General features: G+C 63.1%; 20 protein-coding genes. 14 read left to right on the top strand and 6 right to left on the bottom strand.

Features of this window, described 5'->3' with window-relative positions; genetic code table 11:
• The first annotated feature begins 7 nt into the window (after window positions 1-7).
• From NXT3_RS28770 to NXT3_RS28760, 3 genes are all read left to right on the top strand, one after another.
• On the top strand, window positions 8-805 hold the full coding sequence (locus NXT3_RS28770; protein ID WP_037417076.1) for an arginine deiminase family protein: 798 nt from the start codon (window positions 8-10) through the stop codon (window positions 803-805).
• 158 nt (window positions 806-963) lie between these two features.
• Window positions 964-1,506 (top strand): hypothetical protein, encoded by a 543-nt coding sequence (locus NXT3_RS28765; RefSeq protein ID WP_097524586.1) that lies wholly within the window; start codon window positions 964-966, stop codon window positions 1,504-1,506.
• A 423-nt stretch (window positions 1,507-1,929) separates the two neighbouring features.
• Entirely contained in the window at window positions 1,930-2,706 is a 777-nt protein-coding gene (locus tag NXT3_RS28760; RefSeq protein ID WP_037417080.1) for a sulfite exporter TauE/SafE family protein, read from the top strand.
• Between the two features lie 10 nt (window positions 2,707-2,716).
• Here the strand turns inward: NXT3_RS28760 and NXT3_RS28755 are convergent, their stop codons facing one another.
• Both NXT3_RS28755 and NXT3_RS28750 read right to left on the bottom strand, forming a co-directional pair.
• Window positions 2,717-4,093 (bottom strand): FAD-containing oxidoreductase, encoded by a 1,377-nt coding sequence (locus tag NXT3_RS28755; RefSeq protein ID WP_104841162.1) that lies wholly within the window; start codon window positions 4,091-4,093, stop codon window positions 2,717-2,719.
• The gene (locus NXT3_RS28750) at window positions 4,090-4,551 is read right to left on the bottom strand and encodes a DUF4126 domain-containing protein (RefSeq protein WP_097524588.1); all 462 of its coding nucleotides are present in this window, start codon (window positions 4,549-4,551) and stop codon (window positions 4,090-4,092) included. Before NXT3_RS28750 ends, NXT3_RS28755 begins: the two co-directional genes overlap by 4 nt.
• 344 nt (window positions 4,552-4,895) lie before the next feature.
• On the opposite strand from NXT3_RS28750, the gene osmF reads away from it, so the two are divergent.
• The 10 genes from osmF to NXT3_RS28700 all read left to right on the top strand — a co-directional run bounded on the left by osmF (window position 4,896) and on the right by NXT3_RS28700 (window position 14,796).
• A complete protein-coding gene (osmF, locus tag NXT3_RS28745) occupies window positions 4,896-5,813 on the top strand; it encodes a glycine betaine ABC transporter substrate-binding protein OsmF (protein ID WP_097524589.1) in 918 nt (305 codons plus the stop codon).
• A gap of 72 nt (window positions 5,814-5,885) precedes the next feature.
• Complete coding sequence (locus tag NXT3_RS28740) at window positions 5,886-7,088, top strand: ABC transporter permease (protein WP_097524590.1); 1,203 nt, start codon at window positions 5,886-5,888, stop codon at window positions 7,086-7,088.
• Complete coding sequence (locus tag NXT3_RS28735) at window positions 7,085-8,023, top strand: ABC transporter ATP-binding protein (protein ID WP_097524591.1); 939 nt, start codon at window positions 7,085-7,087, stop codon at window positions 8,021-8,023. The genes NXT3_RS28740 and NXT3_RS28735 overlap by 4 nt, the downstream gene beginning before the upstream one ends.
• Window positions 8,023-8,760: an ABC transporter permease gene (locus tag NXT3_RS28730; protein WP_097524592.1), complete on the top strand. Its 738-nt coding sequence runs from the start codon at window positions 8,023-8,025 to the stop codon at window positions 8,758-8,760. The genes NXT3_RS28735 and NXT3_RS28730 overlap by 1 nt, the downstream gene beginning before the upstream one ends.
• 158 nt (window positions 8,761-8,918) lie before the next feature.
• A complete protein-coding gene (locus NXT3_RS28725) occupies window positions 8,919-10,079 on the top strand; it encodes a Gfo/Idh/MocA family protein (RefSeq protein WP_097524593.1) in 1,161 nt (386 codons plus the stop codon).
• A gap of 11 nt (window positions 10,080-10,090) precedes the next feature.
• A complete protein-coding gene (locus tag NXT3_RS28720) occupies window positions 10,091-10,975 on the top strand; it encodes a carbohydrate ABC transporter permease (RefSeq protein ID WP_097524594.1) in 885 nt (294 codons plus the stop codon).
• The gene (locus NXT3_RS28715) at window positions 10,972-11,829 is read left to right on the top strand and encodes a carbohydrate ABC transporter permease (protein ID WP_037417102.1); all 858 of its coding nucleotides are present in this window, start codon (window positions 10,972-10,974) and stop codon (window positions 11,827-11,829) included. Before NXT3_RS28720 ends, NXT3_RS28715 begins: the two co-directional genes overlap by 4 nt.
• A gap of 28 nt (window positions 11,830-11,857) precedes the next feature.
• On the top strand, window positions 11,858-13,078 hold the full coding sequence (locus tag NXT3_RS28710) for an ABC transporter substrate-binding protein (RefSeq protein ID WP_097538838.1): 1,221 nt from the start codon (window positions 11,858-11,860) through the stop codon (window positions 13,076-13,078).
• A gap of 84 nt (window positions 13,079-13,162) precedes the next feature.
• On the top strand, window positions 13,163-14,293 hold the full coding sequence (locus NXT3_RS28705; protein WP_104841161.1) for an ABC transporter ATP-binding protein: 1,131 nt from the start codon (window positions 13,163-13,165) through the stop codon (window positions 14,291-14,293).
• Window positions 14,294-14,295: 2 nt separating this feature from the next.
• Window positions 14,296-14,796: a GNAT family N-acetyltransferase gene (locus NXT3_RS28700; protein ID WP_037417111.1), complete on the top strand. Its 501-nt coding sequence runs from the start codon at window positions 14,296-14,298 to the stop codon at window positions 14,794-14,796.
• Between the two features lie 19 nt (window positions 14,797-14,815).
• Here NXT3_RS28700 and NXT3_RS28695 read toward each other — a convergent pair whose 3' ends face one another.
• The 3 genes from NXT3_RS28695 to NXT3_RS28685 all read right to left on the bottom strand — a co-directional run bounded on the left by NXT3_RS28695 (window position 14,816) and on the right by NXT3_RS28685 (window position 17,330).
• Complete coding sequence (locus tag NXT3_RS28695) at window positions 14,816-15,595, bottom strand: SDR family oxidoreductase (RefSeq protein ID WP_037417114.1); 780 nt, start codon at window positions 15,593-15,595, stop codon at window positions 14,816-14,818.
• Between the two features lie 74 nt (window positions 15,596-15,669).
• On the bottom strand, window positions 15,670-16,860 hold the full coding sequence (locus NXT3_RS28690; protein ID WP_104841160.1) for an aminotransferase class V-fold PLP-dependent enzyme: 1,191 nt from the start codon (window positions 16,858-16,860) through the stop codon (window positions 15,670-15,672).
• Window positions 16,857-17,330, bottom strand: a complete 474-nt coding sequence (locus NXT3_RS28685; protein WP_037417120.1) for a RidA family protein — start codon at window positions 17,328-17,330, stop codon at window positions 16,857-16,859. The genes NXT3_RS28690 and NXT3_RS28685 overlap by 4 nt, the downstream gene beginning before the upstream one ends.
• Window positions 17,331-17,440: 110 nt before the next feature.
• Here NXT3_RS28685 and gcvA point away from each other — a divergent pair, with 110 nt between their 5' ends.
• The gene (gcvA, locus tag NXT3_RS28680; protein WP_104841423.1) at window positions 17,441-18,349 is read left to right on the top strand and encodes a transcriptional regulator GcvA; all 909 of its coding nucleotides are present in this window, start codon (window positions 17,441-17,443) and stop codon (window positions 18,347-18,349) included.
• Between the two features lie 36 nt (window positions 18,350-18,385).
• On the opposite strand, the gene NXT3_RS28675 is transcribed toward gcvA, so the two are convergent.
• Complete coding sequence (locus NXT3_RS28675; RefSeq protein ID WP_104841159.1) at window positions 18,386-19,948, bottom strand: M81 family metallopeptidase; 1,563 nt, start codon at window positions 19,946-19,948, stop codon at window positions 18,386-18,388.
• Window positions 19,949-19,958: the final 10 nt, after the last annotated feature.

Genomic DNA, 19,958 nt, shown 5'->3' with positions numbered 1-19,958 from the left:
TTTCTCGATGACATCGCGTCCGGTCTATCACTTCAACTCGATCATCGCCCGGGAACCGGCGAATTCCGTTGTCTGCGGATTGCGGGCGCAGGACCGCGGCAGCCCAAGCTATGCGGGCGTCAAGGCCGAACACGACGCCTATCTGGCGGCGATGCGCGAGGCCGGCGTCGAGGCGACGGTACTGCCGCCGCTGGAGGCCTTCCCGGATTCGATCTTCGTCGAAGACCCGGCGCTGGTCTTCACCGAGGGCGCGATTGTTCTGCGCCCGGGTGCCGCCACGCGTGTTCGGGAAACCGAAGAGATCGCGCCGACGCTCCGCGACCTGTTCGACACCGTCCTCGATCTGCCGGCAGGCTATGCCGATGGCGGCGACGTTCTCACGACCCAGGAAAGCGTTATGATCGGTCTTTCTGCCCGCACCGACAAAGCGGGGGCCGAGGCATTGCAGGCTTGCTTGGACAAGCTCGGCCGCAAGAGCGAGATTGTTGAAACGCCGGAGGGCGTCCTCCACTTCAAGACCGATTGCTCGCTGCTCGACGAGGAAACGGTGCTCTCCACCAGCCGCCTGGCGCGCTCGGGCGCCTTCAAGAAACTCCGGCAGATGCTCATTCCCGAAGGCGAGGAACCAGCCGCCAATGCACTTCGCGTCAACGATGTGGTGATGGTCGGCGCCGATTTTCCGCGTACGATCGAGATGCTCGAAAAGGCCGGCTATAAGGTGGTGCCGTTGAAAACGACGGAGATTGGGAAGATCGACGCCGGGCTTTCCTGCATGTCGCTGCGGTGGTTCAGCCGTGGAAGGTGAACGCGTGCCGCACAGGCGACGAGCGTTGCCGATGGCGCCAGCCTTGCCAAATTGTCCGGTTGAGCCCGCTCTGCTATTATTTTAGCGTCAGCTAATGCGGTTAGACACAGCCGCGGGCCGATAGCATGAAACCATGAACACGATCCGGGAGAACGGCCATGAAACGGCTTCTGACGGCTGCTGCCTTTTTGGCGGCGAGCAGTTTGGTCGCAGGGCAGGGCGCAGCCGCCGACGACGCTGCGCTGATCAAGAGCGCCGAATCCGCAGCGCCCGCTGCGGTCGCAAGCGGCGCTGCCATCCATGCCATGGATGAGAAGGGCACGATGCGCACCTTGAGGGAGGGCACGAACGGTTTCTGGTGCATGCCGGACAACCCGGTCACGCCCGGCCCCGACCCGATGTGCGGCGATGCCAATGCGATGGAATGGGCGATGGCATGGATCGGCAAAAAGGAGCCGCCCAAAGGCAAGGTGGGCTTCATGTACATGCTGGCCGGCGGCACCGACGCGAGCAATACCGATCCCTATGCGACGAAGCCCGAAGAGGGCAACAACTGGGTGCAGACCGGGCCGCATGTCATGATCGTCAACGCGACGGACATGATGCAAGGCTATCCGACGGATCCCAAGCCCGACACGACGATGCCCTATGTCATGTGGGCGGGCACGCCCTATGCCCACCTGATGATCCCGGTAAAATAGCGATGGCCAGAAATCGCGGGCGCCAACGGGCGCCCGCAAATGGCGGCCCTGACGGTCAGCTGCTCGTGCTATTTTCGATCGAGAATGTTGGCTCCGAATTTGGCTCAGTCGACTTGTTCCGCATGGCTGAAGCGTGCTCAAAGCGAGTTCGTCTGAGCGACGCGCTACAGCACTTTGAATTGCTGCATGTCTTCCTCTTTAATCGACGCCGATTTAAGAAGAAATGCAGTAGGCACCCTGCGATCCTACAGTATTGAAGAACACGCCCGGATTGAACCATACTCGCGGAACAAGCAGAACGCATGCTCCGTTTATTGCGAGCCCGAGGGCACCATGAACGCAGTTCGGTCGAGCGATAAGCCTCCGTGTCGATGCGCACGCGAGGCTTCGCTATGTTAAACGAATCCTGTTGCGGAGCCTCCCATGGAAGACTTCCTACTGTTCGCGGCGGTCGGGTTTCTGGCTCAGGCTGTCGATGGTGCTCTTGGAATGGCCTATGGCGTGATCTCGTCGACGGTGCTCCTCGCCTTCGGCGTGCCGCCGGCACAAGCCTCGGCATCGGCCCATGCCGCGGAACTGTTCACCACCGCCGCCTCCGGCTCCGCCCATCTCTATCACCGCAACATCGACTGGAAACTGTTCCGGCGCCTCGTGCCCTTCGGCGTCGGGGGCGGCATCCTCGGCGCCTTCGTCCTCACTTCGTTCGACGGCGACCAGGTCAAGCCCTTCGTCACAGCCTATCTCGCCATCATCGGGAGCTGGCTGTTGTACCGGTCGTTTCATCGTATTCCGACGAACCCGGTGAAAATGCGAATCGTTGCGCCGCTCGGCGCAACTGCCGGCTTCCTCGATGCGGCCGGTGGCGGCGGCTGGGGTCCCGTTGCGACGACCGGCCTGCTCGGCGCCGGCGGACAGCCGCGCTTCGTCATCGGCACCGTCAATGCGAGCGAGTTTCTGATTGCGCTTTCGGTCTCGCTGAGCTTCCTCGCCATGATCGTAACCGGCCACTGGGAGGAAGCAGGCCATTTCCGCGACTATCTGGCATCGATTGGCGGTCTGATCGCCGGAGGCGTCCTGGCGGCGCCGCTGGCCGGTTGGATGGTCAAGGCGCTGAAGGAGAAGACACTCCTGCGGCTTGTCGGAATTCTGATCACCCTGCTGGCCGGCTACCAGACGCTCCAACTGACTGGAGTGCTCTAAAATTCTTGCGCTACGTCGCGGGCGAAAGATCGCCGAATACGGTGGGGATCAATTCCGACACGGTCGGGTGGATATGCATGGCGCGGCTGATCGTGGTGTAGGGCCGCTTCGCATACATGACGTCGAGGATGCTCTGGATGGCCTCGTCGCCGCCTGTGCCGAGGATCGAGGCGCCGAGGATGTCCTTCGTGTCGGCGTCGACAATGACTTTCATGAATCCCTGCGTCTCGCCCTTCTCGACGGCACGGCCGACGCGGGTCATCGGCCGGGTGCCGATCAGCAGCTTGCGGCCGGTCCGGCGCGCCTCGTTTTCGGTCATGCCGGCCCGGCCGAGCGGCGGATCGATGTAGAGCGCATAGGTCTGAATGCGGTCGCTGACCAGGCGCGGGTCATTGTCGATGAGGTTCGCGGCGACGATCTCGAAATCGTTGTAGGATGTATGAGTGAAGGCGCCGCGTCCGTTGCAGTCGCCCAGCGCGAAAATATGCGGCACGTTGGTGCGCAGCATGTCGTCGACCTCGATGTATCCGCGTGCGTCGGTCGTAACACCCGCCTTGTCGAGGTCGAGATCGTCGGTGTTCGGGCGGCGGCCGGTGGCAAGCAGCACGTCGGAGCCGACGACTTGCGGGGGGCCCGACGTGCAGTCGACCCCGGCGGCAATGCCGTCGGCGTGCCTGGCGAAGCGGATGCATTCGGCGTTGAGGCGGATGTGGATTCCCTCCTGTTCGAGGATGGCGCGGATCGCATCCGAGACGTCGGGATCCTCGCGCGCAATCAGGCGAGGGCCCTTCTCGATGACGGTGACTTCGGACCCGAAGCGGCGGAACATCTGTGCGAATTCAAGCCCGATATAGCTGCCGCCGATGATGATGAGACGCCGGGGCAGGTGGGCCAGCTCCATGATCGAGCTGTTGGTGAGATAAGGGACCTCGTCGACGCCCGGAAAATCCGGGATCGCGGCGCGTCCGCCGACATTGAGGAAGATCTGCTCTCCGGAAATCCGCTCCTCGCCGATGCGGATCTCGGTTGGACCTTCGAAGCGCGCATGGCCTTCCAGCACCGTGCAGTTCTTCATGCCTTTGAGCCAGGATTCGATTCCCGATCGCGACTCGAGTCGGATTTTTTCCTTTCGCGCCATGACCCGGGCGAAATCGACCGAAACAGGACCGGTCGTCATGCCGTATTCGGCACCGCGGCGCGCCGTGTGGATCGCATAGGCGCTCGCGACCATCGCCTTGGTCGGCATGCAGCCGGTGTTGACACAGGTGCCGCCGAAAAGCTTGCGCTCGATGAGCGCCACGGTCTTGCCGGCCTCCGTCAATCGGCCGGCAAGCGACGGACCGGCCTGACCGGCGCCGATGATGATCGCATCGAATTGCCTGCTCATGACGACACCACCCAATAGGCCAGCAGAATTGCGGCGAGATCTTCGAGAAGGGCGATCGGCAGGTCCTTGCCGCCGGTCATCGCGACGAGCCGCTTGCGCGCTTGATAACCGCCGAGCGTTCCGATGATCGCACCGATAACGCCGGCGATGGCACCGCCGGCCAAGGAGCCGCTTGCCGTGCCGATGACCGCGCCGCAAAAGCCGCCGCTGACAATGCGGGCGCCGAACTGCTGCGGCACCGTGCGGCTCGGCGTGCCCGGCAGCTGGTCGGTGACATATTCGACGAGCGCCAGCAGGCCGAAGATATAAGGCGTGAAGCGGTAGCCCATGAAGGCCGCCCAGGTGCTGGCAATCGGCAGCCAGCCGGCCGCGGCGGCGATGCTGACGGCAGCTGGCGCGGTCATCGCCCGCAACCCTGCGACGACGCCGATGAGAAGCGCTAGCACATAGACGGTCATCACATCCCCCGACTGTTTTCTCAAGGACCGCTGCGGCCGGTGCGGAAATGCCGTTGCCTCAGGCCGACCGGGCTCATGCTGGCATTCTGGAATGACGAAAGTGGCGATCAGCCGCCACCGGGCACGGAGAACTGCTGCTGTAAGGGAGGCCTCGCGTAAGAGTGACCGACTTCGCCATCGATTGCAACCTGTTAGTACGTGTTCTGACCTCAGTCGACCCGAAGCTCAACCGCAAGTACTAAAGGGTCGTTGCCCTGTTCTTTGCGGAACCCTGACATATATGGATGCTCTAACCGGACGCAGCGGAGAGCCGTGGCGGCTGCGATCAATTGAGGGAGACAATCATGCGCCTGACCCTGATGAACACAGTTATCGGCACCGCTCTAGCCCTTGCTCTGAGTACCGCCGCGGCCAAGGCCGACGTCGTGGTTTCCTCCAAGATAGACACGGAGGGCGGCGTTCTCGGAAACATCATTCTCGCCGTGTTGAATGCCAACGACATCAAGACCACCGACCGGGTCCAACTCGGCGCTACGCCTGTTGTCCGCAAGGCGATCACGGCCGGCGAAATCGACATCTATCCCGAATATACCGGCAACGCCGCGTTCTTCTTCGAGAAGGCAGACGATCCCGCCTGGAAGGATGCGGCCAAAGGCTATGAACTGGCAAAGAAGCTTGACTACGATGCCAACAAGATCGTCTGGCTGACACCGTCGCCGGCCAACAACACCTGGGCGATCGCATTGCGCAAGGAGGTGGTCGAGAAGAACAGCCTCAAGACGCTTTCCGACTTCGGCAAATATGTCAGCGACGGCGGCGAGGTCATCCTGGCGGCGTCCGCCGAGTTCGTGAACTCCGCGGCTGCCTTGCCGGCATTCCAGACCGCCTACGCCTTCACGCTGAAGCCGGAGCAATTGATCACGCTGTCGGGCGGCGATACGGCAGCGACCATCGCCGCGGCCGCCAACCAGACGAACGGCGCCAATGCGGCAATGGTCTATGGTACCGATGGCGGCATTGCGCCCTCCGGCCTGGTCGTCCTCGAGGACGACAAGAACGTGCAGCCGGTCTATCAGCCGACGCCGATCATCCGGGAGGCCATCTTGAAGGAAAATCCCAATATCGAGACGCTTTTGAAGCCCGTCTTCGAGAAGCTCGATCTCGTGACGCTGCAGGAACTGAATGGCCGCGTGCAGGTGGGCGGCGAACCGGCGAAGGCGGTCGCCGAGGATTTTCTGAAGAAGAACGGCTTCCTGAAGTAGGCTGATGAACGGGGGGTTGTCCGATGCTGGATCGGACAACCCCCGCGAAAGATGGGGCGAGCGGATCAATTCATGGCGATCGGTGTCATCCGGGAAATAGAGCGCAGACCCCTTACTATTATCGATAAGCTCGGCGTAATCATTGCGGCTCTGGCGCTTTATGGGGCGTTTCTTGCCCCCTTCGCGACATTCCGGGCAAACCGCATCGTCCAGGGGGAGGGAAAGGCGATCCTGGAAGCATTGCCGCCGTCGCTCGGCTACGGACTTCTTGCTCTTGTAATGTCCGGTGCCATCGTTGCGGTCCTGAGAACATCCGTTCTCGTGCGCATGGCGGCGGCCTTTGCGGCCCTCGTCGCACTCTGCTTTCTCATCGGCAGCGCTGCGGCCAGCCTGACGCCGGCGGACAATGCCTATGCCCGCGTCTCGCCGGCCTCGGGCTTTTGGATACTCGTCCTTGCCTTTGCGCTTCTGGTCGCCGATGCGTTGACTCGGTTGAACCCCGGACCCGGCCTCCGGCTTCTATTCCTCGCGGGGGCCTTGGCGCTCATTGGCGCAATGCTCGCCACCGGGCAATGGAATGGTCTGTCGATCCTCAAGGAATATGCGAGTCGTGCCGAGACGTTCTGGGCCGAGGCCGGCCGCCACCTGACGCTGGCGCTTGGATCGCTCGCCGTGGCAACCGCCGTCGGACTGCCGCTCGGCATTCTCTGCCATCGCGTAGATCGGCTGCGGGCGGCGCTCTTGAATGTCCTGAACGCCATCCAGACGATCCCGTCGATCGCCCTTTTCGGCATCCTGATCGCCCCGCTCGGCTGGGTTGCGACGCATGTTCCGGGCGCTCATGCAATCGGCGTGCGCGGCATCGGCGTCGCTCCGGCCTTCGTCGCGCTCTTTCTCTATTCGCTGCTGCCGGTCGTCGCCAACACGGTCGTCGGCCTCGCCGGCGTGCCGCGCGCGGCCAACGATGCCGCTCGCGGGCTCGGCATGACCGAAGGGCAGCGGCTCGCCCGAGTCGAGTTTCCCTTGGCCTTTCCGGTCATTCTTGCCGGGATCCGCATCGTGCTCGTCCAGAATATCGGGCTTGCCACCATCGCCGCACTGATCGGCGGCGGCGGCTTCGGCGTCTTCGTCTTTCAGGGCATCGGCCAGACGGCCATGGATCTCGTGCTGCTTGGTGCCGTGCCGACTGTCCTGCTCGCTTTTGCCGCAGCGATCGTCCTCGACGCCCTGATCGAAGTGACGGGTCCGAAACACAGCCGGGGCAAGGCCACATGATCGAATTCGACCGGGTCACCAAGCGATACGACGAAACCGAGGTGGTGAGCGACGTTTCGCTCACCGTCATGCCGCATACGATCACCGTCATCGTCGGGACATCGGGCTCGGGCAAGACGACGCTGATCAGGATGGTCAACCGTCTGGTCGAGCCGACCTCCGGCATGATCCGGATCGACGGCGAGGACAATCGCCTGGTGCCGGAATTCGAACTGCGCCGCCGGATCGGCTATGCGATCCAGGGGCACGGCCTCTTTCCGCACCGCACGGTCGCCGAGAACATCGCCACCGTACCGACGCTGCTCGGCTGGGAAAGGACGCGGATCAAGGCCAAGGTGGAAGAACTGCTGACCCTCTTCCAGCTCGATCCGGATTTCTTCGGGCCGCGCTATCCGCACGAGCTCTCCGGAGGCCAGCAGCAGCGCGTCGGCGTCGCGCGGGCGCTGGCGGCGGAGCCGAACCTGCTTCTGATGGACGAACCCTTCGGTGCGCTCGACCCGATCATCCGGGCCAAGGCGCAGGACGACCTGCTCGCCATCCAGAAGCATTTCGGCACGACGATCATCCTCGTCACCCACGACATGGAGGAGGCCTTCCATCTCGCCGACCGGATCGCCGTCATGGACAAGGGCGAAGTGGTGCAGCACGGAACGCCGGCCGAGATGCTGGTGCGCCCGGCAACGCCTTTCGTCGAGGAACTGATCGGCGCGACGGAAAGGCCATTCCGCCTGTTGGCCATCGAGACGGCAGGCGACGCCGTCGAACCCGGTGCGGCGGAGGGCACGCCGATACCGGAGGCCTTGAGCCAGCGCGAGGCCCTTTCCGAACTCCTGTGGTCCGGGCGCTCTGCCTTGCCGGTTGCGGCGGCGAACGGCTCCATCCTCGGCAAGATCAGCCTCGACGGCCTGGTCAAACGTGCGGCGAGGCCGCGGTGATGCCGTCGCTCCCGACGCTCCTGCGGCTGGCGGTATTCCTCGTCTTGCTGGCCTTCCTGCTGCAGCCCGGCTGGTTCGAGCCGCTATTCAAGCCGCTGGTGCAGGAGAATGCGCCGGCGGTCTACAATCGGGGCAGCATTTTCTGGCTGACTCTCCTCCATCTTCGAACCGTGCTCGTCGCGACTTTCGCCGCGACGCTTGTTGCCGTGTCGCTGGCGATCCTCGTGACGCGGGAGATGGGCGCCGAATTCCTGCCGCTGTCGCGCAGCCTCGTGAATATCGGCCAGACTTTCCCACCCGTGGCGGTGCTGGCGCTCTCGGTTCCGATCTTCGGCTTCGGCGAGAAGCCGACGCTGATCGCGCTTTTTCTCTATGGCTTGCTGCCGATCTTCGAGAATGCCCTGACGGGGCTGACGACGCTGCCGCCTGCGGTGATGGAGGCGGCGCGCGGTGCGGGCATGACCGAACGCCAAAGGCTTCTTCAGATCGAGCTTCCCCTGGCGCTGCCGGTGATCCTCACCGGCATCCGACTTTCGGTCGTGATCAGCCTCGCGACCGCAACGATCGGCTCGACCGTTGCCGCCAAGACCCTCGGCGAGGTCATCATTGCCGGCCTGCAGTCGAACAATCTCGCCTTTGTCCTGCAGGGCGGTCTCATCGTTGCGGCGCTCGCCGTGCTCATTCACGACCTGCTTCAGGCGCTGGAGCGCACGCTCGCCGGACGCACCCATGCATAGCGTCAGGCGTGCCATTCGGGAGCCCTGACGGGAAGCGGCGTTCGCCGGCCGATGAAAATGAATTTCACATTTTCTCCGAATGTTTGGATTTCTGTTGACGCGATGAAAATTCTATCCCAGTCTACGAAAATAAATTACGAAACGGGAACGGCATCAGCATGAAGGTCGGGATAATCGGACTCGGATTCCGTCTCGGATATCTGGGCTATGTCTTCAAGGCGATCGACGAAAGCTTCGTGATCGCCGGCTATGTCGACCCCGCCCCCGCCGGCCTCGCGACGCTTGCGGAAGAGGGCATTTCGGCGGGAAAGGCCTATGCCAAGCCGGAGGAACTGATTGCCGGCGAAAAACTCGACCTCTTGATGATCGGCTCGCCGAACCACATGCATCTGGATCACATCCGCATCGGACTCGAGGCGGGTCTCAAGGTCTTCTGCGAAAAGCCGATCGTCAGCACCATAGAGCAGAGCGTCGAACTTGCCGCGCTGCTGGCGAAGCATGGGCACGACCGGCTGATGGTGGGGCTGGTGCTGCGTTATGCGCCTATGTACCGCGATCTTCGCGCCGCCCAGGCGGCTGGAACCCTCGGCGAGATCGTTTCGATCGAGGCGGCCGAGCATATCGAACCCTATCATGGCGCCTTCTTCATGCGCGATTGGCGCCGCTACGGACGCTATGCCGGCAGCTTCATGCTCGAGAAATGCTGCCACGACCTCGACCTCTATAACGGCGTCGTCGGCGCCCGGCCGGAGCGGGTGGCGAGCTTCGGCGGGCGCAAGAGTTTCACCCCAGCCAATGATCCCGCCCGCGACGGCATCAACGACCTGCAACTGTTTCACCGCAAGCCGAGCGGCTGGCTCGGCTCCGACAAGGTCTTCGACAGCGACGGCGACATCATCGACTATCAGGTTGCGATCATCGAATACGCCAATGGCGTGGCGATGAATTTCCACACGAACCTCAACGTGCCGGACCAGTTCCGCCGCTTCTGCGTGATGGGTTCGCGCGGCATGGCGGAGGGCGACTTCATCCGCGGCTATCTCGACGTCCACGAGGCGCTCTCCGGCAGGAAGGTCGTCGAGAAGAAATATGCGACGGAAACAGCACTCTCGCAGCACTATGGTGCGGACGAGCAGATGGCGGCCGAGATCATCGCCCATGTCAAGCACGGCGGACCGCTGCCGGTCTCGCCGCTCGATGCGCTGGAGGCAGGCATCCTGGCGCTCTCCATGGACGAGGCGCGCATGAAGCGGCAGGTCATCGATCTCCGGCCGCTCTGGGACCGCTTCGACGAAGCCCTGCACGCCCGTGCGGCCTGAGGGGCAGGGGCATGAGTGTTCGCCGCAGCACCGTCATCTTCGCCTGGATACTGCTTCTTCCGGCCGTCCTCTACGTGACGGTAATCGTCGCCTATCCGCTGGTCGATACGTTCATTCTGTCGTTTACGGATGCCTCGCTCAAGAAGACCACCAAATGGGTCGGCACTGCCAATTACGACAATATTTTCAACGCGACCTTTGCGGAAGTGATCATCCGGACCTTCGTCTGGACCGCCTTTTCGGTGGCGATCAAGATGATCATCGGCACCTTCGGCGCAGTGATGCTGAATGCCGCAGTGCCGGGGCGGGCGCTGTTCCGGGTGCTTACCATGCCGCCCTGGATCGTGCCGATGGCGATCGGCATCTTCATGTGGGGCTGGATGTATAACGGCCAGTTCGGGATGATCTCCGGCCTGCTGCAGAACCTGGGGCTGGTTAGCGGCCCGGTCGCCTTCCTGGCGCACGGCTCGACGGCCTTCTGGGCAACGATCATCACCGATGTCTGGATCGGCGTGCCGCTGGTGACCCTCTATATGCTCGCTTCGATGCAGGCGATCCCGCAGGATCTTTACGAGGCCGCCTGGACGGACGGCGCAGGGCGTTTCTACCGCTTCCGCCGCATCACCCTGCCGCTGCTTGTGCCGTCGATGATCACCATGTCGATGCTGTCGCTGATCGCCACCTTCAACTCCTTCGACATCATCTGGATCCTGACGCAAGGCGGCCCGAACGGCGACACGACGACGATGATCATCGACACCTATCGAACGGCCATCGGCTCGAAGAAATACGGTGAGGGTGCGGCGCGTGCGGTGCTGATCTGCATCTTCCTGTCGATCTTCTGCATCACCTATTTCCGCGTCACGCACCGCCTTGCCTCCGGAGAAAGCCGATGAGCCAGCCGGCCATGATCAACCGCTACCGCTGGTACGAGCTCGTCGGCATCTATGCAGGGATATTCGTCTTCCTGAGCTTCATTCTGGCGCCCTTCGTCGAAGGTTTCCTGGTGTCGCTGAAACCGCTCAGCCTGCTGTTTTCCTCGCCCTATCGCTTCTGGCCTGAGAACGGCTCCTTCGAAGCCTATAGGACCATGTGGGTAAGCGTGCCGGGATTTGCCCGCTACATCTTCAATTCGTTCTTCGTGTCCTTCATCGTCACGGCGGTCGTGCTGGCGCTGGTCGTGCCGGCCGCCTACGCTTTCGCGCGCTTCAGGTTTCGGGGAAACGGGGCGTTGCTCGGCGCCTTCCTCGCGGTCAACATGTTTTCGGGCGCCGTGCTGCTGATCCCGCTCTTCCGGCTGATGCGCAGCATGGGCGTGCTTAACACCTATTTCGCGATGATCGTGCCCGGGGTCGCCTTCCTCATTCCCTCGGCGATCTGGCTCCTGCGCACCTATATGCTGCGCATCCCGCGCGAATTGGACGAAGCGGCCTTCGTCGATGGCGCCAGCCATTTCTATACGCTTCGCCGCGTGATCCTGCCGATCGCCATGCCCGGCATCACCGTGGTCGCGATCACAACGTTCATCGGCTCCTATGCCCAGCAGTTCATCTTCGCGCTGACCTTCAACTCCAAGACCGAATACATGCCGTTGCCGGTCGGGCTCTTTGCCTATTTCGGCCGCCAGGAAGTCGTCTGGAACGAGTTGATGGCCGCAAGCTTCGTCGGCATCGCGCCGGCGGTGATCGTCATCTTCTTCCTTCAACGCTATCTCGTCAGCGGTCTGACCGCCGGCGCGGTGAAACAATAAGCAACCACCAGAGAACGGGAGTCTTACAGTGACCATCGCTTACAAAACCGGGTTTCTTGCGCTTGCCCTGCTAGGATCGACCGCGCTCGCCGCACAGGCCGCCGACCAGGAGATCAGCTGGATCTATTGCGGCGACAAGATCGACCCGATCCACGAGAAATACATCAAGGAATGGGAAGCCAAGAACCCCGGCTGGAAGGTGACGCCGGAAGTCGTCGGCTGGGCGCAGTGCCAGGACAAGGCGACGACGCTCGCCGCGGCCGGCACGCCGGTTGGCATGGCCTATGTCGGATCCCGTACCCTCAAGGAATTCGCCGAGAACGAACTGATCGTTCCGGTGCCGATGACCGAGGAAGAGAAGAAGAGCTACTACCCCAACATCGTCGACACGGTAACCTTCGAGGGCAATCAGTGGGGCGTGCCGATCGCCTTCTCGACCAAGGCACTCTATTGGAACAAGGACCTCTTTAAGCAGGCCGGTCTCGACCCGGAGACGCCGCCGAAGACCTGGGCGGACGAGATCGCCTTCGCAAAGCAGATCAAGGAAAAGACCGGTATTCCGGGCTATGGTCTGCCGGCGAAAACCTTCGACAACACGATGCACCAGTTCATGCATTGGGTTTACACCAACAACGGCAAGGTGATCGACGGCGATAAGATCGTCATCGACAGCCCCGAAGTGCTGGCGGCGCTGCAGGCCTACAAGGATATCACGCCCTATTCCGTCGAAGGCGCAACCGCGTACGAGCAAAACGAAATTCGGGCCATCTTCCTCGACGGCAAGGTCGGCATGATCCAGGCCGGCTCCGGCGCCGCCGCGCGCCTGAAGGAAACGAAGATCAATTGGGGCATTGCGCCGCTGCCGCTCGGCCCCTCGGCCAAGGGCGAAGGCACGCTCTTGATCACCGACAGCCTGGCGATCTTCAAGGATACGGGCGTCGAGGAAAAGGCGATCGAATTCGCGAAGTTCATCACCTCTCCCGGTCCGCAGGGCGAGTACGAACTGCAGGGCGGCGCGGGGCTGACGCCGCTGCGCCCGTCGCCGAAGGTCGATGAATTCGTCAAGGCCGATGCATCCTGGAAGCCCTTGATCGACGGGATCGCCTATGGTGGACCCGAGCCGCTCTTCAAGGACTACAAAGGGTTCCAGAACACCATGATCGAGATGGTCCAGTCGGTCGTCACCGGCAAGGCGGAACCGGCCGATGCCTTGAAAAAGGCCGCTGCCGATCTCGAACAGTACAAGTAAGCCCGAGAGGATCGCGGGGCTCAGCTCCCGCGGTCCCTCCAATTCGCGGATAAGCCGCCTTCGCCGGCGGCCGGAGAGAGTGACTTGGGACAACTCAAACTCAACAAGGTTCAAAAATTCTACGGCACCTATGAGGTGCTGAAGAGCATCGAACTCGAGGTGAAGAACGGCGAATTCGTGGTCTTCGTCGGCCCCTCCGGCTGCGGCAAGTCGACGCTGCTCAGAATGATCGCCGGTCTCGACGAGACGACCGCCGGCGACATCGTCATCGATGGCAAGCGGGTCAACGACCTGCCGCCGGTCAAGCGCGGCATCGCGATGGTCTTCCAGTCCTATGCGCTCTATCCGCACATGACCGTGTTCGAGAACATTGCCTTTCCGCTGCGCGTGGAAAAGATGGCGGAGGAGAAGCTGAAAGCAAAGGTCGAGCATGCGGCGCGCATCCTCCATCTCGACCAGCGGCTGCAGCAGAAACCGGGCATGCTTTCCGGCGGTCAGCGCCAGCGCGTGGCGATCGGCCGGGCGATCGTGCGCGAGCCGAAGATCTTCCTCTTCGACGAGCCGCTCTCGAACCTCGACGCGGCGCTACGCGCCGATATGCGCATCGAGCTCGCGAAACTGCATCGGCAATTGAAGGCAACGATGATCTACGTCACCCACGACCAAGTCGAGGCGATGACGATGGCGGACCGGATCGTCGTGCTGAATGCCGGTGAGATCGCCCAGACCGGCGCGCCGCTCGAGCTCTATCACAAACCGGCCAACATCTTCGTCGCCGGCTTCATCGGCCATCCAAAGATGAATTTTCTGCCGGTCACCTGCATCGGCGTGCGCGAGGACGGCGTTGAAATCGACTACAGAGGACAGACCGCGGTCTTACCGGTTACGGCCCGCAGCGGCATGGTTGGCCGTTCTCTGACGCTTGGCGTGCGGCCGGAGCACATCCAGACGGGCTCCGCCGACCTGACGCTGGTGATCAACCCGTCGGTCATCGAGCGCCTCGGAGCACACACGGTTGCCTACGCTTCGCTCGGTGGCGAGGGCGAGAACTATTGCGCCATGCTGCCGGGTACCGCCGTCATCCGCGCGGAAGAACAGGTGACGACCGGCATCCGCGCCGGCGATTGCCACCTGTTCGACGAAAATGGCGTTGCCTTCGAGCGTCGGGTCGAGATGACCGACATCGATCTGGCCCTCTTCGATCCGGCGGCCTGAGCGTGACCGTGGCGATACGACTGCTGGGCCCCGACGAGGTCGGGACCTTCCGGCGCATCCGCCTCGAGGCGCTGCGCACCGAGCCCGATTCCTTTGCCAGCAGCGCGGCGGATTGGGAAAAGCTTCCAGACGAAGAATGGCGCCGGCGGCTGACCGACAATCCCGTCTTCGTCGCCTTCCGCGGCGGCGAACCGGTGGGCATCATGGGCCTGCTGCGGCAGAGCGCCAGCATGATGGCGCATCGCGCCACCGTGGTCATGGTCTACGTGCATCGGAGCTTGCGCGGCAGCGATGCCGCAGGGCTGCTGCTCGCAGCGGTGACCGACCACGCGCGGCATCAAGGCATCCGGCAATTGGAGCTGTCGGTCAGCGCTGAAAACGCGGCGGCAATCGCCTTTTACCGCCGCGAGCGGTTCGAAGCGGTCGGTCGCATTCCCGGCGGCTGCATCCGCAACGGCCGGGAAGTCGACGACATCATCATGGTCCGGCGGATCGTCGATTGAACAATGAGTGCCGGCGCAGTCAGAGCGTCGAATTGAGCGCGCCGCCGTCGAGCAGCAGGTTCTGGCCGACGATATAGCCGGCATACTGGCTGCACAGGAATGCCGCGGCGGCGCCGAACTCGCTCGGCGTGCCGATGCGCCCGGTCGGATTCTGCGCATATTCCTCGGCGCGAGCCTCTTCGAGCGAAATCCCGCGTGCCTTGGCGGATTTTTCAAGCAGTTTTTCCAGACGCTCCGTCTCATGCGAACCGGGCAGCAGGTTGTTGATGATGACGCCGTGACGGGCGACCTGACGGGCCGTGCCGGCAACGAAGCCGGTGAGCCCGGTGCGGGCGCCGTTGGAGAGACAGAGTTCTGGGATCGGCGATTTCACCGAGGCCGAGGTGATATTGACGATGCGACCCCATTTCCGCTCGATCATGCCGGGGATCAAGGCCTTCATCAGCAGGATCGGCGCCAGCATATTGGCCCTGATCGCCTCCAGCCAATTGTCTTCGGTCACGCTCGACCAGTCGCCGGGCGGCGGCCCGCCGGCATTGGTGACAAGGATATCCGGACGCGGCTCCGCCCGCATGAGCGCTTCGCGGCCATCCTCCGTGGTGACGTCGGCGGCGACGATCCCGACCTCCACGCCATATTCCTTGCCGATGGCGCGCGCCGTCTCGCGAAGCTGTTTCGGCTCGCGCGCATTGAGCGTCAGGATGACGCCCGCCTCGGCGAGCTTTTCAGCGACGCCTCGGCCCAGCCCCTTGGAACCGGCGCAGACCAACGCCCGCTTGCCTTTGATACCCAAATCCATCGTATGCTCCGATTTTCACTTTTGGCCAGTTTGCCCTCACAGGTTCACAAACTGGCGGCTGATATTGAGCGACGTCACACTCGCCTGGCCATGTCGGCCACTGCCTCTGACAGTAAGGCAATCTCCGACGCCGTGTTCAGATAGCTTACCGACGCCCTGGCGATATGGTCCAGTCCTCGTGCGGTCATATCGAGCGGCGTATAGGGAACACCATTCGCACCGATCGCGATTTGCCGTTCGGCGAGTGCCGCACGAATGTCGGCCGCCGGAACGCCCTTGACCGTAAAGGAGACGATACCGGAGAGTTCTGTTCCCAGATCCCGCAGCGTCACATTCGGAATACCGCGCAGATTGTCGCGCAGCGCGCTGGAGAGTCCGCTGATCCGCGCGCGGATCGCTCCGATGCCGAGGGTCCGTGCCTGGCGAATGGCAGCGCCCAACCCGAAAATCAGCGCCGGCGAAATCTCGCCCGCCTCGAACCGGCGTGCGTCGTTGCGGAATTTGACGACCCCATCGACGATCGGCCCCGAAAGCACATCGAGAGAGCGCGGCGCCAGCCGTGGCAGGAACTCTTGTCTGACATAGAGGATCGCCGTGCCGCGCGGCGCCCGGAGGAATTTCCGGCCTGTTGCCTTCAACACATCGCATCCGAGCGAGGCGACATCGATCGGGATCTGGCCGAGGGCCTGGGCGGCGTCGATGAAATAGGGAATGCCGGCCGCCTTGGTCACGCGGCCCACGGCCGCCGCGTCGTTGATGAGGCCGCCATTCGCGGGAAGCCATGTGAGCGATACCAGACGCACGCGATCGTCGATCATCGATGCCAACGCCGAGGCGTCGACGCTGCCGTCATCACGGGCGGGAATTGTCTCGATCCGCGCTCCGGCCCGCGCCGCGGCCTCTTGCATTGTGGCGAGATTGCCGCCCCATTCCTGGCGACCGACGAGAATCCGGTCACCGGCGACAAGCGGCGGCAAGGCCGAGAAAGCCGCGCCCCAGGCGGCCGACCCACTGGTGAGGAAGGCAATCTCGTTCGGATCGGCGCCGATCAGTGCGGCCGTGTCGGCGCGCACCTCTTCCAGAAGCGCGCTCGTTCCACTCGCCGCTTCCATCGGTCCCTCGATCGCTTCCTTGCGCAGGTAGTCCCAGATCGCCGCAAGTACCGCTTGCGAGGGCAGCGAGGCGCCGGAATGATTGAAATGCATTCCGGCCCCACAGCCGGGAGTCTCCGCACGAAGCTGCTCCACGTCGAGTGCTTCCTTCATGCGGCAGGCCCCAGCTCCACCAGTGCGTCGACCTCGACCATGGCACCGGCGGGCAGCGCGGCCACGCCCACGGCGGCACGCGCGTGCCGCCCCGCTTCGCCAAACACCTCGACGAACAGGTCCGATGCGCCATTGGCGACTTGCGAGTGCGCCGTGAAGGCCGGCGTCGAGGCGATGAAGACGCCGAGCCGAACGACACGCCGGACCGCCGCCAACGTGCCATCGGTTGCCGCCGCAATCTGCGAGAGGACGCCGATCGCAGCATATTCGGCCGCGATGCGACCTGCCTCCTCAGAAACGCCGGTGCCGAGGATCCCGGTCAGGACCTCTTCATCCCTCACGCTGATCTGCCCCGAAACGGTGAGGAGGTTGCCGGTTCGAGCCGTCGAGACGTAATTCGCCGCCGGCGCCGAAGCTCCCGGCAATCGGTGGCCGAGGGCAGAAAGTTTGGATGCGATGGTCGCTGACATGGCGGTCTCCCGTTGGAAATGCCGAGAGAATGCGACGGTCCTTCGATTGCTTCCAATTCAAACTGCGCTATGGTGCGATCGATTACGCTAATGCCACGACGAAAGAGCCCATGCGCACATCCCGCACCATGCCGCCGCTGCAGGCCTTGCGGGCCTTCGAAGCGGTGGGTCGCTTGCTCAGCTTCCGCAAGGCGGGCGAAGAGTTGCTGATCACCCAAAGCGCAGTGAGCCACCACATCAAGCAGCTCGAGGAGACGCTCGGCGTGCGGCTGTTCGTCCGCAAAGCCAAGAGCATCGAATTGACGATCGAGGGGGCGGACTATCTCGGCAGGACCACCGAAGCCTTCGGGATTATCGCCGGCGCGACTTCCGAGATTCGCTACCGCGCTGCCAGGCAACGCGTGCGCGTCAGCGTCCTTCCCTCCTTTGCCGCCAACTGGCTGGTCTCCCGTCTTTCCCGGTTCATGATCGAGCATCCTGAGATCGAGGTGGACCTCGAGCCGACATTGGGTCTCACGACCTTCGAAACCGGCGATGTCGACCTGGCCATACGCTTCGGTGCCGGGCAGTGGGATGGGATGTTGGCGGAGCGGTTGATGAACGAAGAGCTGAGCCCCGTGTTGAGCCCGACCCTCTACGGCGATGGATCACGCTTCGCAAGGCCGGCGGATTTGCTCGCCCAGATCCTGCTCGAGTCCAGCAAGCCCGTGGACTGGCAGCTTTGGTGCGGCGAAGCCGGTGTCGACTATCGGCGCGGCCGAATACTTCAGCTGACCGACTACAACATCGTGCTTCAAGCGGCTCTCAATGGGCAAGGTGTCGCGATCGGGCGCCTGCATATGGTGCGCGACCATCTTTCGGCCGGACGGCTCGTGCAACCTTTCGCGCACTCGGTCCGGTCCGATCGGATCGCCTACTGGATCGTCACGCCAAAAGGTCGCCGACCGGCCCCCGCCGCAGAAATCTTCGCTTCCTGGCTGAAGGAAGAGGCGGCATCACCGCCTTCGACGCTCCGCTAACAAGCGACACGGAGGCTGACGTGTCGACGGCGATCATTACAGCAGCCCGTCATCCCCATAGAGGAAGTCCCGACTGCGGGCTGCACTGGGGCCGGACGTGTGCGTTTGGGCTGCGGAGTCGCGTATCGTATCGAGATGTTCACGCCGGTGCGGATCGCTTATGATCGGCCAGATATCGCGCCGCGCCCGCCGATAGGGCGTTTTCGCCGGATCGTTGGGGTAGGGCGTTCCGGCCGAGCAATAGAGGATCTGCGACGCGATCTTGGAGAACGAGGCGTAGAAGTGGTTGGTGGATTTGACCACCAGGATTTTCTTCGCATTCGGATCGATACCCATCACCGAGAACAGGCTCGGGTCGAAGCTTTGGGCGCGAGTCGAATTGAGAATGATGTCGATACCGCGATACTGAAGGTGCGCTGCGTCGCCGAAGGGGGCGAAGCTCTCGCCGAAGCGCATTTCGGCATTGCGCACCAGCCGCACCACCCTGACGATGCCGTCGATCGGATGGCCCGTGCCGGGGGCCGATTTCGCCCCGAAGCGCAAAGGAATTTCGGCGCCTTCGCCCGCCGCCATGCAAATCTGCACGGCCATCGGATCCCAGATGGTGCCGATCGCCGCGTCCGTCACACCGTTCGCGAGCAGTTCCCCGAGCACGACCGTCGCATCGCCCGCCGTGCCGCCGCCGGGATTGTCCCACATGTCGGCGATTACGACCGGACCTGCAGGTGCGGCGATCGCCGCGGCGACCGCCTGCCTTTCGTCGATTTCCGGCATGCGGAAGGTGCCGCGCCTTTCGAAAAGCTCGAGGCCGAGTTCGCGAGCGAGCGCTTGGCCCTTTTCCGGACGGCCATCGGTGACGACAACCGTCTTGGTGCCCATCTCCGGAACGTCGCCGGCCATGAAGCCGTGCACGACCGACAGCGACAGGACGTCCGGATCCTCCCGCTCGATCCGCATCAGCTTGTCGACGAAGCTGCGCATCGGTTCGCGCGACGTCGGAAAGACGTCGATCATCCGGCAGTCGAATACCGACATGACCGGTCGAACGCGCCCTTCGAGCGTGTCGACGGCAATGCGCCAGAGGTCTTCGGCGCGATCGACGAAATCCGTGTGCGGAAATTCCTTGAAGAAGACGAAGAAATCGGCGGCCGCAACACGCTTTTCAGTAAGATGGCTGTGCGGATCGAGCTCGACGCAGACGAGCACCTCCGGCCCGACGATCTCGCGCACGCGCGTCAGGAGATCGCCCTCCGTATCCTCGTAGCCGTCGGCGACCATCGCACCATGCAGCCCGAGCACCACGGCGTCGACGGGGAGGGCTGAACGCAATTGCCCGAGGATCTCGTCGCGCAATGTCTCATAGGTTTGCCGGTTGACCAGCCCGGCGGGGTCCGCCCAGGCCGCGGTGCCCTCGATCAGCTGCCAGCCCTTCTCCGCCGCCACGCGGCGGCCCACGGTGATCGGCGCGGTGCAGAGCGTCGGCGTTTCCGGATGCTTGCCAGGAGGCGCATAAAGCGACGCTTCGAAGGCGCGCCTGTCGATGCAGATGGGAGAGAAGGTGTTCGTTTCGGTTGCCAGGGCCGCTGTAAAAATGCGCAATGCCGTCGCC

This window comes from Sinorhizobium fredii (assembly GCF_002944405.1).
Taxonomy (GTDB): Bacteria; Pseudomonadota; Alphaproteobacteria; order Rhizobiales; family Rhizobiaceae; genus Sinorhizobium; species Sinorhizobium fredii_C.
Note: the sequence above shows the minus strand (reverse complement) of the source record. Positions and strands in the feature narration are given on the sequence as shown.

Coding starts and splice junctions, on each gene's coding strand:
- NXT3_RS28730 (WP_097524592.1), top strand. CDS start 8,023: ATGCCGTCGCTCCCGACGCTCCTGCGGCTGGCGGTATTCCTCGTCTTG.
- NXT3_RS28755 (WP_104841162.1), bottom strand. CDS start 4,093: ATGAGCAGGCAATTCGATGCGATCATCATCGGCGCCGGTCAGGCCGGT.
- NXT3_RS28735 (WP_097524591.1), top strand. CDS start 7,085: ATGATCGAATTCGACCGGGTCACCAAGCGATACGACGAAACCGAGGTG.
- NXT3_RS28765 (WP_097524586.1), top strand. CDS start 964: ATGAAACGGCTTCTGACGGCTGCTGCCTTTTTGGCGGCGAGCAGTTTG.
- NXT3_RS28695 (WP_037417114.1), bottom strand. CDS start 15,595: ATGGATTTGGGTATCAAAGGCAAGCGGGCGTTGGTCTGCGCCGGTTCC.
- NXT3_RS28720 (WP_097524594.1), top strand. CDS start 10,091: ATGAGTGTTCGCCGCAGCACCGTCATCTTCGCCTGGATACTGCTTCTT.
- NXT3_RS28690 (WP_104841160.1), bottom strand. CDS start 16,860: ATGAAGGAAGCACTCGACGTGGAGCAGCTTCGTGCGGAGACTCCCGGC.
- osmF (WP_097524589.1), top strand. CDS start 4,896: ATGCGCCTGACCCTGATGAACACAGTTATCGGCACCGCTCTAGCCCTT.
- NXT3_RS28725 (WP_097524593.1), top strand. CDS start 8,919: ATGAAGGTCGGGATAATCGGACTCGGATTCCGTCTCGGATATCTGGGC.
- NXT3_RS28740 (WP_097524590.1), top strand. CDS start 5,886: ATGGCGATCGGTGTCATCCGGGAAATAGAGCGCAGACCCCTTACTATT.
- NXT3_RS28770 (WP_037417076.1), top strand. CDS start 8: ATGACATCGCGTCCGGTCTATCACTTCAACTCGATCATCGCCCGGGAA.
- NXT3_RS28715 (WP_037417102.1), top strand. CDS start 10,972: ATGAGCCAGCCGGCCATGATCAACCGCTACCGCTGGTACGAGCTCGTC.
- gcvA (WP_104841423.1), top strand. CDS start 17,441: ATGCGCACATCCCGCACCATGCCGCCGCTGCAGGCCTTGCGGGCCTTC.
- NXT3_RS28685 (WP_037417120.1), bottom strand. CDS start 17,330: ATGTCAGCGACCATCGCATCCAAACTTTCTGCCCTCGGCCACCGATTG.
- NXT3_RS28760 (WP_037417080.1), top strand. CDS start 1,930: ATGGAAGACTTCCTACTGTTCGCGGCGGTCGGGTTTCTGGCTCAGGCT.
- NXT3_RS28750 (WP_097524588.1), bottom strand. CDS start 4,551: ATGACCGTCTATGTGCTAGCGCTTCTCATCGGCGTCGTCGCAGGGTTG.